Below are 14,236 nucleotides of genomic sequence, written 5' to 3' on the forward strand. Positions count from 1 at the left end.
CTCACCCCACCGAGAGCCGGGTCAGCCCGTCGTGTGCGTGCGGCGTGCCCACCACCGTGACCGCGACGTAGCGGACCGACCCCGCACGGGTCAGCCGGCGTACGCGGCCGCGGCCGTCCAGGGACCCCACGCGCTGATAGCGCACCCCGTCGTTGCTGAACTCCACCCGGGCGGCCGGGGCCGCCCCAGTCGTCCACTGCGCCTCCACCCACCGCACCTGGCTGCGCGCCCCGAGGTCGACCACCATGCGGCCGTCGCGGCCCGGCCGCCACACCGTGTCCGGGTCGCCGTCCACGGCGGCGCCCGGCCCGGTCGTCCCGGGCGGCAGCGGATTGGTCGGGAAGGTGTTCCGTCCCAGGGCGAGGTCGTGGTGCGGGTACGGCTGTGCGCCACGCACCGTGACACGGGTCTCGCGTCCGTCGCGCACGGTCGCGTCGGTGCTGCGGCCCCGGGCCTCGATCCGCAGCCGGCAACGGGCGCCGGACAGGATCAGGGTCGCCCCGTCGGCCACCCGCACCCGCAGCCCCGGCGGCAGCGTCCGCCCCGACAGCGCGGTGAGGGTGAAGCGTGGGGGAAGCAGCAGGGCGGACGCGGCGTCCAGGCGAGCCCGGTAGCCGATGCCCTCCCGGGTCACCGTCTGCTCGCCCTCGTAGACCTGTCGGCGCCGGCCCTGCTGCGGCACCTCGACCCGTGTGTCCACCTCGTCCGCCGACAGATTGAACAGGCTCAGGTACCCGTCCACCCGCGCCGTGCGGACCCGGTCGTCGTCGGCGGCGGGTGCGGCAGCGCGCGCCAGCTCGCGCAGCTCGTCGGAAGAGACCCCGCAGTGCCCCTCGACCACGAGCGGGTCCCGCGCCCCTTCGGCCAGGGCGATCGTGTCCCCGTACACGGCCAGCGCCTGCTCGCCGCCCCGAACGACCAGCCCCGCGCGGCCGTCGACGTCGAGCCAGCCGCCCCGGCTGCGCAGCGCCGGCGCCGGCCCGGTCGCCAGGTCGGTCCACCGCTCGCCGTCGGACGACCCCTGTACGCGGTAGGAACGGCCGGCGGCCGCCTCCCAGCGCAGCGTCACCCGGTCGAGCGCACGCTCGGACCCGAGGTCCACCGCCCACCAGCTGTCCGCCCGCTTCCGGTCCTCGCGGGAGACCGCCCAGCGGGTCTTCGCGTCGCCGTCCACGGCCAGCTCCGGCGTCATACCGGCCGACTGCGACGAGGCCGTCGCCGTTCCGCCCCGCGCGAGGTCGGGGGAACCGGCCCCGTCGCGCGCCTCGACCGCGTACAGCGAGTACCCGTACGTCGGGTCGGGTTGCACGCCCAGCATCCGCAGGTGACGCACCGTCGCGCGGGCGAAGGTCAGCTCGTCGACGCGTCCCGAGGCCGAGGGCGTGGCGTCCTGCGCGCGGACCGTGGCCGAGCCCTCCGCGAAGCGGTAGGTGCGGCTCCCGTCGAGGCCCGCCACACCGGGCATGGTGAGGTTGTGCACCTCCAGCCGTGAGCCGCCCGCGTCCGGCCCGTCGCAGGCGTAGACGACCCCGCCCGAGGGGAGCGTCGCGTACCCGGCGAAGCGTTCGCCCAGGCGCAGCACCGTGGCGCTGCCGTCGAACCCGTCCCGCAGTGCCGTGTGCACACGGACCGTCCGGCCGGTGACCGCCGCGGCGGTCGAGGGCAGGAACATGGGGGTCTTCCCGCTGAGGCGGAACAGCCAGTCGTCGTGCCCCGGCTGCCAGGCGAACTTCACGAACCCGGGCTTCGTCACCACACCCGCCCAGGCGGCGGGAGACTGGTGGGACACCAGTCCCGGGCCGGTCCCGAAGTCGGTGACACCGGACGCGTACGCGAACAACTCCTCGCGGGACATCGGGCGCACCCGCCGGCCCGCGTGGGGCCACACGTGCAGCAGATAGCTGATGGCGAGTTCCGCCCGTGCCTCCGGCTCGTACTTCGGCTCGCCCGAGAACTTCGCCAACCGGTACTCCGGCGGATACGCCTGATACGCCTCCAGACGCGCGGCCAGCTCCGTCTCCGCGCGGGCCGCCGCCCGGTCTCCCGCGACCCGGGAGAGGAAGGCCAGCGGTATGACGTCCCTGCCGTACAGGTGCTCGCGGTCGTCCACCATCGGCATCAGCGGCTCGCCCGCGTCCGACATGACACCCAGCAGCGTCCGCCACAGCGGCTCCGCGTTGGGCTGCTTGGTCAGCACCTCGGGCAACGGCTCGCCCGCCGCGAGGAAGTGCGCCGCGTTACGCGCCGAAGTGCGCCACATCTCCTCCTGATAATGCGGTCCGAAGGAGCCGTGGTTCTCCACGATGAAGGTGTCGTACGTGTTGTGCGCGGTGTTGCGCGAGACCGGAACACCGTCCACCCGCGTCGGGTTGGCCAGGTCGGCGGGCGGCAGACCGCCCTCGTTGCGCGACCAGGTGCCGTAGTCGGTCGCCCAGTCGGCGCGGCGCCGGTCGTCCGGTGCCCAGGCCAGCGCGGGGGCGAGGGTCTGCGCGTAGAGCCCCATCTCCTCCAGCTTGGTGTCACCGACGTAGCCGCCCTCGAGGCCGTTCGGGGTCCAGTCCCCGGAGGCCGGGTCGTCGCCCGTGCCCAGGGAGTGCGTGTACGCCGCCTGTTCGCGGGTGATGGTGTCCACCGCGGAGCGGGTACCGGCGTCGAGCTGGTCCCACAGCAGGTGTGCGGCGAGGATGAAGTACGACTGGAAGGTGGTGTCGAAGAACAGCGTGCGGCCCCACTGGGTGCCGCCCATGAGCCGGTTGGAGGCGGCGAAGTGCCGCAGCGTCGCCAGGGTCCGGCTCCTGAGCGTCTCCCGGTCGATGCCGGCCGCTTCCTCGTCGAAGGTCCCGTGCGTCAGCAGCACGGCGTGCCCGAGGACCACGGCGAAGCCGAAGTACGCGTCGGTGTAGGTCCCCTTGGCTTCGTCCCACTGCGTCTCGGACCAACGGGTGTGCCGCAGGAGAACGCGGTGGTACGTGGCGGCGACGTCGTCCGGCGGGTCACCGGTCCGGTCGGAGCCGGTGGCGGCGGTGGGGGCGAAACCGGCGGCGGCCGAAGGGGAACCCAGCGCAGGCTGGAGGGCGGCCGCGACGCCGGTCGCCCCGAGCACTCGCAGCAGGAGCCTGCGGCCGACAGGGAGGGAAATGGGTCCCATGATGGTCCTCTTTGCCAGGCGACAACGTTGTCAACAAGGTCATCCTTGAACGACTCGGACAGGTGTGTCAATGGCGATGCGCCTACGGCTGCCGACCGGTGTGGGTGAAGTCGTAGCCGGTGAAGTCGGCGAGCGGGACATATCCGATGCGCCGGTAGAGGGCGTTGCTGGTGGGGTTGGCAGGGTCGGTGAACAGCACGACCTCCGTCGCGCCGGCCGCGAGCGCGGCACGGCTGACCTCGACCGTCACGGCGCCCGCGTAGCCGCGTCCGCGCAGCGGGACCGGGGTGTACACGGGGTCGATCCGGACCTGCCCGCCGACCAACGGGTTCGCGCCCGCCATGGAGACGGGCGTGCCGTCCTGGGTTTCCCAGTAGGTGTAGCGCTTCTCCGCGAAGCGCGTGCCGGCCCAGGACGCGGCGTCGATGGTCACGTCCTCACCGACGTCCGCGGCGAACTCGCGGCACCAGCGCATGAGGTGCTCGTGCTCCCGCTGGCCCACGAGCCGGCCCCGGCCCGCCGGAACGCGCTCCGGCGGGGTGAGCGCGGCGAGGCGGTGGAGACGGGCACCCCAACTGCGCACGGGTTCGGCCCCCGTGTGCCGTTGCCAGGCCTCGGCGAAGGCGGTGGCGGTGTCGTGGTCCGAGAGGACGCCGGAGGGGGAGTGGCCGAGACCGACGAGGTGGGCGGCGAGGGCGTCGGCCTGCGCGGGGGACAGCGCGGTGAGGGTCAGCCGGCGGGTCGGCGGGCGAAGGAAGACGGCGCGGACCTCGCCGCCGGCCTCCAGCCGGCCGAAGACGGTGGTTCCCGGCCCGAAGGCGTCCGCGCCACGCGTTCGCAGCTTCTCGACCGTCGTCAGCGGTGTGGTGTGCAGGGCGGGGCGCGAGCACAGGAAGTCTCCCGCCCGGGCGAGGAAGTCGTCGAGGTCTTCGGTGAGGTGCCAGCTGTCCGGTCGCATGCCTCATGATCCCTGAACCGCCCGGCCCGGGGGAGCCCTTGCCCCTGCTCGCCCCTGAATCATGAGGACCCTCGTACGTCAGAGGACCCTCGTACGTCAGAGGATCTCGTACGTCAGATGTGTCGCCGTCGACGTCGCGTTCGCGCCCCGCTGGACCAGCGTGCGCGGTGGTCCTCCGACGAACAGGGGCGTCCCGGAGCCCAGAATCACGGGAGCCAGGTGCAGCGACAGCACGTCGACCAGCCCCGCGTGGAGCGCCGAGCCGACCGTGACGCCACCGCCCATGACGACGACGTCGAGGTCCTTGCCACCGGCCGCCGAAGCCGCCTCGGCACGCTCGCGGGCGGCGGCGACGGCGTCGGGCAGACCGGTCGTGACGAACGTCCAGTCGAGGCCGGTGAGCCGCACCGACTCCGGCGCCGAGCCCGTCACGACGACGAACGGGGGTTTGCCCACCTCCGCGGCGCCGTAGCCGATCGTGTCGTCCCAGCCGCCCGGCCCGTCGACCACGTCGAAGAGCCGGCGGCCGAGGACGACGGCACCCGAGCGGGCGGTCGCCTCACGCACGATCCGGCGGTCCTCGGGGTCGTCGGAGAACGCCCAGGTGTGCAGGGCCTCGCCGCCGGTGCCCAGACCGTTGTGCGGGCCGGGATCGGGCCCGGTGACGAAGCCGTCGAGGGAGACCGAGATGTCAGCGATGATGCGAGTCATACAGGGTGGACCCGGTCCGCCGCCGGAAGTCATCGCCGGAGTCCGCCTCTGTTCCGGCCGTTTTCGGCCCCGGACCCGGTGTTCTGCGCCCGGCCGGGGCGGCCGTCGCGCAGAGTACTGTCCATGACGACACCCGCGGAACCGCTCCGCTCCCTCGCACGCACCCGGGCCTCCCTCGACGGCGAGGAGGTCACCTACTGGTGGTCCGGAAGCGTGTACACCTGGGCCCCCGACGAACCCTACGAGCGCGTCTTCGGCTTCGAAGGCGTCAACGTCGCCCGCCTGGTCCACGAAGCCGACGACGGCCCGGACACCTTACCGGCTGCTCACCCGCGAGGCCGCGTTCTACCTGGACCCCGCCACCGGCGAGATCCTGGAAACCTGGCAGGACCTGCCGGTGGTGCACATCTGGAACGACCCGGCGAACCAGAAGTGGCGCCCCTTCCCGATCCCGACGACCGACCTCGGCGGACAGGTCTGCTTCAGCCTGGAGATCCCGCTCGCCTACCCCTCGCCCCTGCCGGTGGCCCAGTACCCGGTCCACTCGGCGGGCGACACGTACAAGGCCCTGGAGCTCTTCCAGTTCTTCGCCCACCGCGCGGACCTGGCAGGACCGGCCCCGAGCGTCCCGGCCACCATGTCCTGGACCCGGATGTCCCCGTGGGCCCCGTGGATGGCCCGCGGCCAACGGCCCGGCGGCCTCACTTATCACTGTCGGGGCCGCAAGCTCGACTCGTACGCCGAGGTCCCCGAGCGCACCCGTGCCCACATCGCCGACCACCACCCGGAGTTCGCCCGGGCTCCGGAGCAGTGGAGCGAGCCGAACGAGACCAGTTGGACCTACTTTCGTAAACTCAACCCGCCGAAGTGAGCGGTCGCGGCGGACGGCCCCGGGAGATCAGAAGGCGCGATCGGTCCGCTCTGGACAGGTACGGGGAGATTTTGGCACGGTGACGTGCACCGGACGCCCGGCGACCGAAGCCGTGTCCGCTGTTCCCTGGGGGTCCGGCCATGCCATCCACGCGCCTCGGACGGGACGCGGCTTCCTTCTACACGGCGCACAGTGCCTTCTCCGATCCCCGTGAACTCGTCGGGCTCTATGCAGGCCTGCCGGACGATCCGGCACAGCTCGCCCGCACAGCGCGGGACCTGATGGTCCACCGTCTGGAAGGCGACCTGTTCCGTCATGCCGTCCCGCCGGACCGCCTGCACAACGACGCCGAGACGCGCTATCTCGACGACGTCCTGCGGATCGTCGTCGAGCGGAACGACGCCCCGTTGACGCGGCGGCGCTAGGTCGGTGACCGGTTCGTCGGAGTGTGCCGCGACTTCGCGCTGCTGTACTGCTCGTTCCTGCGTCACGCGGGCATCCCCGCACGACTGCGCTCCGGCTTCGCCGACTACTTCGGTCCGGACGGATTCCACGGCGACCACGTGGTGACCGAGTACTGGGACCCCGCGCGCGGCTGGCTGCTCGCCGACCCGCAGCTGGCCGACCCGGTGGTCTGCGAGAGGTGGAAGGTGGACTTCGATCCGATGGACGTGCCACGGGACCGCTTCATCGTCGCCGGCAAGGCGTGGCGGGCCATCCGGGCGGGCGACGCGGACCCCAGGACCTTCGGGCTCCATCCTCCGCAGGAGGGGCCGATGTTCGGCGAGTGGTTCGTGGCACACGACGTCCGGATCGATCTCGCTGCGCTGAACAAGGTGGAGACGCTGCTGTGGGACACCTGGGGAGCGGGGGCGGGCGGCGAGACGGAGATGAGCGACAGCGCCCGTGAGCTGCACGACCGGGCCTCGGCGGTGGCGGGCGACGACGTACCCTTCGACGCGGCGCGCAAGCTGTTCGCGGAAAGTGAGGAGCTGCGCACGCCGCGCACCGTCCTGTCGTTGGCGCCGTTCAACGGTCCGAGCGAAGTCGCACTCCGGTGAGGAACGGCGACCGCATCACCGACGGCGAACGCCCTGGGGCGGGCGCGGTATGAGCCGCCTCTCGGCCGAGGCCATCGGCACCGGGCGGCTGGACCTGGAGCCCCTGCGCGTCGATCACGCCGATGAGATGGCCCGGGTGCCGGCCGATCCGGCTCTGCACACCTTCATCGGTGGCGTGCCGGACACCCCGCAGGCCCTGCGTTCGCGGTACGAGCGCCTGGCCAAGGGCTCACCCGACCCGGCCGTCTCCTGGCTGAACTGGGTGATCCGGCTCCGTGCGCAGGAGTGCCTGACCGGCACGGTGCAGGCGACGGTCCGCACCACCGGGCAGGGACTCGTCGCCGAGATCGCCTGGGTGGTGGGCTCTGTGTGGCAGGGCAGGGGCATTGCCACCGAGGCGGCCCGCGGACTCGTGGGCCGCCTCGCCCGGCAGCGGGTGCGGAGCGTCATCGCCCACATCCACCCCGAACATCACGCCTCCGCCGCCGTCGCCCTGGCCGCCGGGCTCACGCCGACCGGCCGGTGGCACGACGGCGAGCTGCGCTGGCAGCGGAGCTTCAGTCGGGTTCCGACGCCGGACTGAGACGCCCCGCCGACTTGCCGACTTGCCAACCCGCCGACCCTTCGACCCGCCGACCCTTCGACCCGCCGGCCCTTCGACCTGCCGACCCGCCCCGCAGTTCCGCCGGCGGGCGACCGGGCGGGCAGGGGCGGCGGTCCGGATGGGAAAGCCCGAAGGGCAGCGTTCGAGGCCGCGGGGCCGGCGGCCGTCCACGGTCCGCACGGAGGCCGTAGGCTGCCCGGCGGCTCCCCCTCGCCCGGAGCCTCGGTGAAGTGGGGAGCGCGCAGGTGAGCAAGGTCGATCCGTCGGACAGAGCCCGTTCGCTGGCCCGTTACGCGTTGCTCGCGGCCGCGGCGGCGGTCCTCGTCGTCCTGCTGTCGCTCGGCGACGGCGGTTCCCTCGTCCTCCTGGGAGCACTCGCGGGACTGGCGGTGTGCGCCGTCGGCGCCTGGTGGTTCCTGGCCCACCGGGGGCCGTTGCGGGTGCTGGGCGCCGGGCTCGCCGTGGCGGCTCCGGTGGCCGTGCTCCTGCTGTTCCTGAACGGCGGCATGTGGTTCACCGCACCGGCCGCGATCCTGCTGTGGGGCGTGGCACTGGCCTGCGCGCGCGGCGCCCTGCGGGCGGAGCGCCGGCCGGAGCCGGCGCGGACGGCCGTCCGCCCGCACCGAGCGCCCGGACGGCCGGTCCTCATTATGAACCCGGCTTCGGGCGGCGGAAAGGTGGAGCGGTTCGACCTCGTCGAGCGGGCCGAGGCCCTCGGCGCCCGGGTACTCCTCCTGGAGCCCGGCACCCACACGGACGTCGGGGAACTCGCCCGGAACGCCGTCGCCGAGGGCGCCGACCTGCTCGGCGTCGCGGGCGGCGACGGCACCCAGGCACTGGTCGCCGCGGTGGCGGCCGAGCACGGCCTGCCGTTCCTGGTGATATCCGCCGGCACCCGCAACCACTTCGCCATGGACCTCGGCCTGGACCGCGCCGACCCCTCCCGGTGCCTGGACGCCCTCACCGACGGGGAGGAGCTCAGGGTGGACCTGGGTGACGTGGCGGGCCGGGCGTTCGTCAACACGGTGTCGTTCGGGGTGTACGCGGCGATCGTGCAGCGCCCCGAGTACCGCGACGCCAAGACCGGTACCGCGCTCGACGCGATGCCGGACCTCCTGGCGGGTGGAGCCGGCGAGCGTCTCGACGCCCTCGCCGACGACCGGGCCGTCGACGGACAGCAGGCCCTGCTCGTCAGCAACAACGCCTACGCGTCGTCCGATCCGCTCGACCTGGGGCGCAGGCCCCGGCTGGACCGGGGCGAACTCGGAGTGCTCGGTGTCCGCGTGGACGGTGCGGCGCAGGCGGCCGACCTCGCGGTGCGGCGCTCCCTCTCCCCGGCGCTCACCATCCTGACATCCCGCCGGATCGAGGTCACCGCCGACGCGGGGAGCATCCCGGTGGCCGTCGACGGCGAGGCGCTGACGCTGCCCACGCCCGTGGTGTGCACCGTCCGGCCGGGCGCGCTGCGCGTCCTGGTCCCGCGGGACCGGCCGGGTACGGTGCCCGCGGACCCGCCACTGGACTGGCGTCGGATCGTGACCGTGGCCCTCGACCGGCCAGGGCGCCGCGCGGATCGCTGACCTCGTCCTCGCTGCGTCGCATGGTGGGCCGCTTTATGGTTGCCCGATGCGATTTGTTCCCCGATGGGTCCTGCTCTCGTCAGGGTGTGCGCCCGTCCTGCTGATCGCAGGCTGGACCGTGGCCGCGCTGTTCGAAGGGTCTTCCTACGATCCCGTCACTCAGACGATCAGTGTCCTGGGGGCGTACGGGGCCTCCGGATTCTGGGTGATGACGGGGGCCTTCCTGACCCTGGGCATCTGCCACCTGCTGACCGCCTGGGGACTGCGGCCGGCCGCCACCGCCGGGCGCGTGGCGCTGGCGGGCGGCGGGCTCGCCGCGCTGGTCCTGGTGGCGCTTCCCGCGCCGAGCAGCGGGGGCTCTCTGCGCCACGGCGCGGTGGTGGTGGTCGGATTCACCCTGCTGGCGGTGTGGCCGGTCCTCGCCGTCAACGGCGGTTCGGCCGCCCCCTGGGCCCTGCGACGCGCGCCGTCGATCGTGGCGACGAGCCTGATGGCCGCCGGCGGAGTGTGGTTCCTGATCGCGGTGCAACGACAGGGTGGCGCCGGTGTCGCGGAACGCGCCGTGACGTCCGTCCAGTCGGTGTGGCCCTTCGTGGTCGCCGCCTCCTGCCTCCGGCACCCCCCGGACCGGGACGAGCGGACCGCCCGTGCCCGGTGACGGTCAGCGCCGGGCCAGCGCGAGCAGGCTCAGCCCGAACATCAGGACACCGAGCGGGAGATGCACCGACGGTATGTGGGCGATGCCGAGCACGACCTGGACCGAGGCGAGGACGAGGAAGCCGGAGGCGTGCCAGACGGGCCGGGGCGAGCCTCCACCCGGCTTCCACGCCAGCACCGCCGCGAGCAGGTACAGCATCGACGCCCCGTACATCACGCGCGCTCCTGCACTGTGCAGGGTCTCTCCGTAGGACGAGGTCAGCAGCAGTCCGGCGGAGACCGCCTGAAGGAAGATGGTCAGGGTCTGCAGGGCGATCGTGATCCGCAGAAACGAGAATCGGCGCCGCGCCGCCACCTGGGTTGCCATGCCACGTCCCCTGTTCCGCCCCCCGGGGGCAGTAGATCGGTAAGGTCTCACCAGCCCGACGACGCGGGCCGGTGAAAGGTAAGGCGGGCCAGGGGGCGCGGGGGCATGGGGACAGCCGGAAGCAGTACCGACGCGGCAGCCGCCGAGCGGCGCCAACTGATCAATGTCGCCTACCGGTTGCTGGGTTCGCTGGCCGAGTCCGAGGACGCCGTGCAGGAGGCCTACGCACGCTGGTACGCGCTGCCCCGGAGCCGGCAGGACGAGATCGTGGCGCCGGGCGCCTGGCTGACGACGGTGACCGGCCGCATCTGCCTGGACGTGCTCGGCTCGGCGCGGGCCCGGCGTGAACGCTATGTCGGCGCGTGGTTGCCCGAGCCGCTGCCCGACCACGCCGAGTGGCACCACGGCCACGGCGCCGACCCCGCCGACCCCGCCGATCAGCTGGTCCTGGACGAATCGGTGACCATGGCCTTCCTCGTCGTCCTGGAATCGATGACACCCGCCGAACGGGTGGCCTTCGTGCTGCACGACGTCTTCCGCTATCCCTTCGCGGAGATCGCCGGCATCGTCGGCCGGACCCCTGCCGCCTGCAAGCAGCTCGCGGCCTCCGCCCGGCGGCGGGCGCGCGTGGCGCGGGCCCCGGTGACGGCGGCCGTGCGGGCCGACGTGGTCCGGCAGGTCAAGGAGGCATGGGAGAGCAAGGACATCGCGGCCCTCGTCGACGTCCTCGACCCGGCCGCGGTGATGACCGCCGACGGCGGCGGACAGGTCGGTAGCGTCCTGCGCCCGGTCGAAGGCGCAGCGCGCATCGCCCGGTACATGGTCGCCATCGCCGACAGGGCACCGGGGCTCGAACTCCTGGAGCGGTCGGTCAACGGAGTGCCGGGCCTGGTGGCCCAGCGGGCCGGCGTCGTCGTGACCGTAGCCGCGTTCGATGTCGCCGAGGGACGCGTCACCCGGATCTGGGCGGTCCGCAATCCGGAGAAGCTGCGGGCGTGGAGCTAGGGGGTGTCGTTTGGATCATGCCGGGGTCGCGGGGCCTGGCACGCACATCTTCGGCGTTGTCGTCGGTTGCCAACGCTCCGCGTTGTCGCCCTCCTCCGCCTTGCAGCTGCACGCACCAGGCCCCGCTCGGGTCGGCAACAACGCAACGTTGGCTGGAGCCGGCCCGATCCAAACGACACCCCCTAGGACAGGGCGATCAGCCCCGCCGCCGTCTCCCGGAAGCCACAGGTGTCGACGTAGAAGGATCTCAGGTGCTCTTCGAAGTCGACATGCAGCCACTCGCATCCCGCCGCACGGCATCCCTCGGCGGCCGCCTCGAGCAGCGCGGCCCCCACCCCGTTCGAACGACGGCGCCGAGCCACGACCGTGTCCAGGACGAACGCGTGGACTCCACCGTCCCAGGCGATGTTGACGAATCCGATCAGAGCGCCGTCTTCCACCGCGCAGACCCAGCCGAGGCTGTGCCGCCGAAGCCTCGCACGCCAGTCCGTCCGCTCCACCGGATGACCGAACCCTTCGGCGTGCAACTCGTCGAGAGCCTCGTTGCCGACGTCGCCCCGCCACTCGTACGTGATCGTCATGGGCCGAACCTAGCGGCCGCCTGACGCGGGCCGTACGACGGGCGTGGGTAGGCTGACTCGGATCAAGGCCGCCGTATCGCAGCAGATGTGACAGATGTGGAGCTTCCGCCATGACCACAGCGCACGACCTGACGATCGTCTCTCTCGAGGTCGGCTCCGAGTATCCGGTGGAGCGGGGTGACCTCTCGCTGGCCCTTGCCGGTGCCGAACTGGTCGACCTGCTGGACGCGGGGAGGGTGTCGCTGGACGGGCTCCGTCTTCGGCCGGCGTCGCCGTCTCAGTCCGGTGACCCACTGCTCGACGCGGCCGCCCTGCTCGTCGCGGAGGAACCCGCCGAGTCCGTGGAGGACTGGCTGTGGCGCCGGGGGCGCGGCCTGGCGGTGGAGTACCTCGCCGCCGCGGGGGCGGACGACGGCGGCCGCAGGCGATCGCGATGGACCGTACGGCGTACCGCCGACCGGCCCGCCCCGGCCGATCCCTCGGCCCGGCGGAAGGCCACCGAGCGATGGTCCTTGGGCGATCCCGTGCTGGTGGGTCTCGCGGCCGCGGTGGGAATCCGGCACGAGTCGGCCGACCAGGTGGCGGACCCCGAGGACGACGGGATCGCGGCCGTGCTCGCCACCGTGAACGACGCGGTGGTGGAGCTGGCCGCCATCCGGCAGCGCCGCAGCATCGAGGAGGCGGCGTTCGACAACATCTGGCGCGGCATGTGACCGCTTCGCAGACGTCCGGCCGCGGCGGTGTCAGATGCGCCAGGAGCGCAGCGCGTCGGCGATGTCGTAGATGCTCAGCCGGGTCTCGCGGACCTTTCTGATCAGGTCGGACAGATCCCCGTAGGGCGGGTCGATCCCCTCCCCGGACTGGTCCATGTACTGACCGGTGACGAAGGCGGCGAAGAGGCTGTTGCGGTGGGGGAGCGGCTCGAGACGCACGATGGTGTGCAGGAGGGCGGCCGCCCGCCACGCGCTGTCGGGATTGGACGCGGCCAGGGTCGGCATGCGGGTCTTGTGCCGCGCCACGGCCGCGACGAGGGCGGAGTAGTCCGTGACCGACACGTCCTCGTTGTCGAGAGCGGCGTCCTGGACGTCCAGGAGCCAAGGGACATCGATGTACAGGGGCTCGCTCATCAGGCGGCGGTGACTCCCTCGCCACGCTGGGACGGGGGGATCTCGTCGGGGAACGCCTCGTCGAACTCGGCACGCAGCCGGTCCGCCCACGAGGTGGCGCCGGCGACGAACCGTTTGCGCTGCATCTCGCGGACACCCAGGTCGTGCATGTACTGCTTCAGGCTCTTGCCCTCGGCTGCGGCAGCGGCACGCACGCCTTCCATTTCTTCCTCGGTGAAGGTCACGTTGAGCGATGGCATACCCGCATGGTACCTACTCGGTACCTGACACGCGACCCGCCGGGTGAGCGGCGGGCCCTCCCGTCTCCCGACCCGGTCGCCCCGCCTCGGCATGTCGCGGCCCGCCTCGCGGTGACGGTCGGCGAGGATTCCGTCGTTCCGGATCGACGCGAGCCGAGCACACCTCGGGCAACCCGTACGAACGCGCAGGGAGGCAGTGGTGACGATCGAGCGGGTCGGACTCGTGGTGCACGGTGGACGCGAGGGCTCCGCGCAGGCCGCACGGGAAGTGCGTGAGTGGTGCGACGAGAACGCCGTGGTGTGTACCGACATCGACGTGTGGAGCGGCGACGGCCGCCACAGCGCCCGGGAGGAGGTGGACGCGGCGGGCGACCCGGACCTCATCGTCACCCTGGGAGGCGACGGCACCTTCCTGCGCGGCGCCCGGTTGGCGGCCGAGAACGACGCCCTGATCCTGGGCGTGGACCTGGGAAGGGTCGGGTTCCTGACCGAGGTCCCCGCGCCCGCGGTGCGCTCCGCCCTCGATGCCGTCCAGGGTGGTGATCTGGAGCCGGAGAGCCGCATGCTGCTCACTCTGCGGACCTCCCGCCTGCTGGAGATCCCGTCGGAGATGGAGGCGCTCATGCGCTACGGGCGGGGCCCGTTGCTGCCGCCCCCTCGGGTGCGTCCCGATTGCGAGAGCGGCGACGAATGGGGCATCGCCCTGAACGTCACGGCGCTCAACGACGTGGTGCTCGAGAAGCTGTCGAGGGACCGGCAGATCTCCGTGGGCGTCTATGTCTCCGGCCGGCTGCTGGCCTCGTACTCCGCCGACGCGCTGCTGGTGGCCACCCCGACGGGCTCCACCGCCTACAGCTTCGCCGCGGGCGGCCCGGTCGTCTCTCCCCGGGCCGAGGCACTCGTCTTCACGGCGGTGGCCCCGCACATGACGTTCGACCGCTCGGTGGTCACCGCACCGGACGAACCCGTCGGACTGCGGATCCTCGAACGCTCGGGCCGCGCCGCCGTGAGCATCGACGGGCAGCTGCGGGGCGTACTCGATCCGGGCGACTGGCTCGGCGTCTACGCCGCTCAGCACCGGCTGCGGGCGGTGCGGCTGGGGCCCATGGACTTCTACGGCCGGCTGCGGGAACGCATGCGGCTGACCGACGCCCCGGCCGCGGTCGCCGACGGCACGCCCGCCCCCCTGTGGCCGGTCAGTACACCCCCACCGGGAGACCTCGCACACCTGGCGATGCCCGTGCCGCCGGCCGACGCGGCGCACGAGCGCGGGCGGCGACCATGAGCTTCGGTGAGGGCGGGCGGCCGGCGGGACGAGGAGAGGACC

15 protein-coding genes and 1 pseudogene are annotated in these 14,236 nt (G+C 72.7%); 9 read left to right on the forward strand and 7 right to left on the reverse strand.

Annotated features, from left to right (window positions below):
* Position 1: 1 nt before the first annotated feature.
* The 3 genes from ACGH7X_RS38215 to ACGH7X_RS38225 form a co-directional block, all read right to left on the reverse strand.
* The gene (locus ACGH7X_RS38215) at positions 2–3,148 is read right to left on the reverse strand and encodes a discoidin domain-containing protein (protein WP_399894888.1); all 3,147 of its coding nucleotides are present in this window, start codon (positions 3,146–3,148) and stop codon (positions 2–4) included.
* An 82-nt stretch (positions 3,149–3,230) separates the two neighbouring features.
* On the reverse strand, positions 3,231–4,106 hold the full coding sequence (locus ACGH7X_RS38220; RefSeq protein WP_399894892.1) for a GNAT family N-acetyltransferase: 876 nt from the start codon (positions 4,104–4,106) through the stop codon (positions 3,231–3,233).
* Positions 4,107–4,202: 96 nt separating this feature from the next.
* Positions 4,203–4,817, reverse strand: a complete 615-nt coding sequence (locus tag ACGH7X_RS38225) for a dihydrofolate reductase family protein (protein ID WP_399894894.1) — start codon at positions 4,815–4,817, stop codon at positions 4,203–4,205.
* Positions 4,818–4,940: 123 nt separating this feature from the next.
* Here ACGH7X_RS38225 and ACGH7X_RS38230 point away from each other — a divergent pair.
* The 6 genes and pseudogenes from ACGH7X_RS38230 to ACGH7X_RS38255 all read left to right on the forward strand — a co-directional run bounded on the left by ACGH7X_RS38230 (position 4,941) and on the right by ACGH7X_RS38255 (position 9,591).
* Positions 4,941–5,688: pseudogene (locus ACGH7X_RS38230) on the forward strand (DUF1838 family protein).
* A 140-nt stretch (positions 5,689–5,828) separates the two neighbouring features.
* Positions 5,829–6,113: a hypothetical protein gene (locus ACGH7X_RS38235; protein ID WP_399894897.1), complete on the forward strand. Its 285-nt coding sequence runs from the start codon at positions 5,829–5,831 to the stop codon at positions 6,111–6,113.
* 21 nt (positions 6,114–6,134) lie between these two features.
* Positions 6,135–6,749: a transglutaminase-like domain-containing protein gene (locus ACGH7X_RS38240; RefSeq protein WP_399894900.1), complete on the forward strand. Its 615-nt coding sequence runs from the start codon at positions 6,135–6,137 to the stop codon at positions 6,747–6,749.
* A gap of 49 nt (positions 6,750–6,798) precedes the next feature.
* The gene (locus ACGH7X_RS38245; protein ID WP_399894903.1) at positions 6,799–7,332 is read left to right on the forward strand and encodes a GNAT family N-acetyltransferase; all 534 of its coding nucleotides are present in this window, start codon (positions 6,799–6,801) and stop codon (positions 7,330–7,332) included.
* Between the two features lie 266 nt (positions 7,333–7,598).
* Complete coding sequence (locus tag ACGH7X_RS38250) at positions 7,599–8,933, forward strand: diacylglycerol/lipid kinase family protein (RefSeq protein WP_399894906.1); 1,335 nt, start codon at positions 7,599–7,601, stop codon at positions 8,931–8,933.
* Between the two features lie 46 nt (positions 8,934–8,979).
* Positions 8,980–9,591 (forward strand): DUF998 domain-containing protein, encoded by a 612-nt coding sequence (locus ACGH7X_RS38255; RefSeq protein WP_399894909.1) that lies wholly within the window; start codon positions 8,980–8,982, stop codon positions 9,589–9,591.
* 3 nt (positions 9,592–9,594) lie between these two features.
* Here the strand turns inward: ACGH7X_RS38255 and ACGH7X_RS38260 are convergent, their stop codons facing one another.
* A complete protein-coding gene (locus tag ACGH7X_RS38260) occupies positions 9,595–9,957 on the reverse strand; it encodes a hypothetical protein (protein ID WP_399894912.1) in 363 nt (120 codons plus the stop codon).
* Positions 9,958–10,062: 105 nt separating this feature from the next.
* Here ACGH7X_RS38260 and sigJ point away from each other — a divergent pair, with 105 nt between their 5' ends.
* A complete protein-coding gene (gene sigJ / locus ACGH7X_RS38265; RefSeq protein ID WP_399894915.1) occupies positions 10,063–10,962 on the forward strand; it encodes an RNA polymerase sigma factor SigJ in 900 nt (299 codons plus the stop codon).
* A gap of 182 nt (positions 10,963–11,144) precedes the next feature.
* On the opposite strand, the gene ACGH7X_RS38270 is transcribed toward sigJ, so the two are convergent.
* Entirely contained in the window at positions 11,145–11,543 is a 399-nt protein-coding gene (locus ACGH7X_RS38270; protein WP_399894917.1) for a GNAT family N-acetyltransferase, read from the reverse strand.
* Positions 11,544–11,653: 110 nt separating this feature from the next.
* Here ACGH7X_RS38270 and ACGH7X_RS38275 point away from each other — a divergent pair, with 110 nt between their 5' ends.
* Positions 11,654–12,256 carry a GPP34 family phosphoprotein gene (locus ACGH7X_RS38275; RefSeq protein ID WP_399894920.1) on the forward strand — a complete coding sequence of 201 codons (603 nt, stop codon included), beginning with the start codon at positions 11,654–11,656 and terminating at the stop codon, positions 12,254–12,256.
* A 30-nt stretch (positions 12,257–12,286) separates the two neighbouring features.
* Here the strand turns inward: ACGH7X_RS38275 and ACGH7X_RS38280 are convergent, their stop codons facing one another.
* Both ACGH7X_RS38280 and ACGH7X_RS38285 read right to left on the reverse strand, forming a co-directional pair.
* The gene (locus tag ACGH7X_RS38280; RefSeq protein ID WP_399894922.1) at positions 12,287–12,670 is read right to left on the reverse strand and encodes a toxin Doc; all 384 of its coding nucleotides are present in this window, start codon (positions 12,668–12,670) and stop codon (positions 12,287–12,289) included.
* Positions 12,670–12,909, reverse strand: a complete 240-nt coding sequence (locus tag ACGH7X_RS38285; RefSeq protein ID WP_385962930.1) for a hypothetical protein — start codon at positions 12,907–12,909, stop codon at positions 12,670–12,672. Before ACGH7X_RS38285 ends, ACGH7X_RS38280 begins: the two co-directional genes overlap by 1 nt.
* A 199-nt stretch (positions 12,910–13,108) precedes the next feature.
* On the opposite strand from ACGH7X_RS38285, the gene ACGH7X_RS38290 reads away from it, so the two are divergent.
* Entirely contained in the window at positions 13,109–14,194 is a 1,086-nt protein-coding gene (locus ACGH7X_RS38290; RefSeq protein WP_399894925.1) for an NAD(+)/NADH kinase, read from the forward strand.
* Positions 14,195–14,236 lie beyond the last annotated feature (42 nt).

This window comes from Streptomyces sp. BBFR51 (genome assembly GCF_044591655.1).
Lineage (GTDB): Bacteria > Actinomycetota > Actinomycetes > Streptomycetales > Streptomycetaceae > Streptomyces.

Bases quoted from the DNA above. Each gene is read 5' to 3' on its own strand.
- ACGH7X_RS38280 (WP_399894922.1), bottom strand. From the start codon at position 12,670: ATGAGCGAGCCCCTGTACATCGATGTCCCTTGGCTCCTGGACGTCCAG.
- sigJ (WP_399894915.1), top strand. From the start codon at position 10,063: ATGGGGACAGCCGGAAGCAGTACCGACGCGGCAGCCGCCGAGCGGCGC.
- ACGH7X_RS38275 (WP_399894920.1), top strand. From the start codon at position 11,654: ATGACCACAGCGCACGACCTGACGATCGTCTCTCTCGAGGTCGGCTCC.
- ACGH7X_RS38220 (WP_399894892.1), bottom strand. From the start codon at position 4,106: ATGCGACCGGACAGCTGGCACCTCACCGAAGACCTCGACGACTTCCTC.
- ACGH7X_RS38235 (WP_399894897.1), top strand. From the start codon at position 5,829: ATGCCATCCACGCGCCTCGGACGGGACGCGGCTTCCTTCTACACGGCG.
- ACGH7X_RS38245 (WP_399894903.1), top strand. From the start codon at position 6,799: ATGAGCCGCCTCTCGGCCGAGGCCATCGGCACCGGGCGGCTGGACCTG.
- ACGH7X_RS38225 (WP_399894894.1), bottom strand. From the start codon at position 4,817: ATGACTCGCATCATCGCTGACATCTCGGTCTCCCTCGACGGCTTCGTC.
- ACGH7X_RS38270 (WP_399894917.1), bottom strand. From the start codon at position 11,543: ATGACGATCACGTACGAGTGGCGGGGCGACGTCGGCAACGAGGCTCTC.
- ACGH7X_RS38260 (WP_399894912.1), bottom strand. From the start codon at position 9,957: ATGGCAACCCAGGTGGCGGCGCGGCGCCGATTCTCGTTTCTGCGGATC.
- ACGH7X_RS38215 (WP_399894888.1), bottom strand. From the start codon at position 3,148: ATGGGACCCATTTCCCTCCCTGTCGGCCGCAGGCTCCTGCTGCGAGTG.
- ACGH7X_RS38285 (WP_385962930.1), bottom strand. From the start codon at position 12,909: ATGCCATCGCTCAACGTGACCTTCACCGAGGAAGAAATGGAAGGCGTG.
- ACGH7X_RS38255 (WP_399894909.1), top strand. From the start codon at position 8,980: ATGCGATTTGTTCCCCGATGGGTCCTGCTCTCGTCAGGGTGTGCGCCC.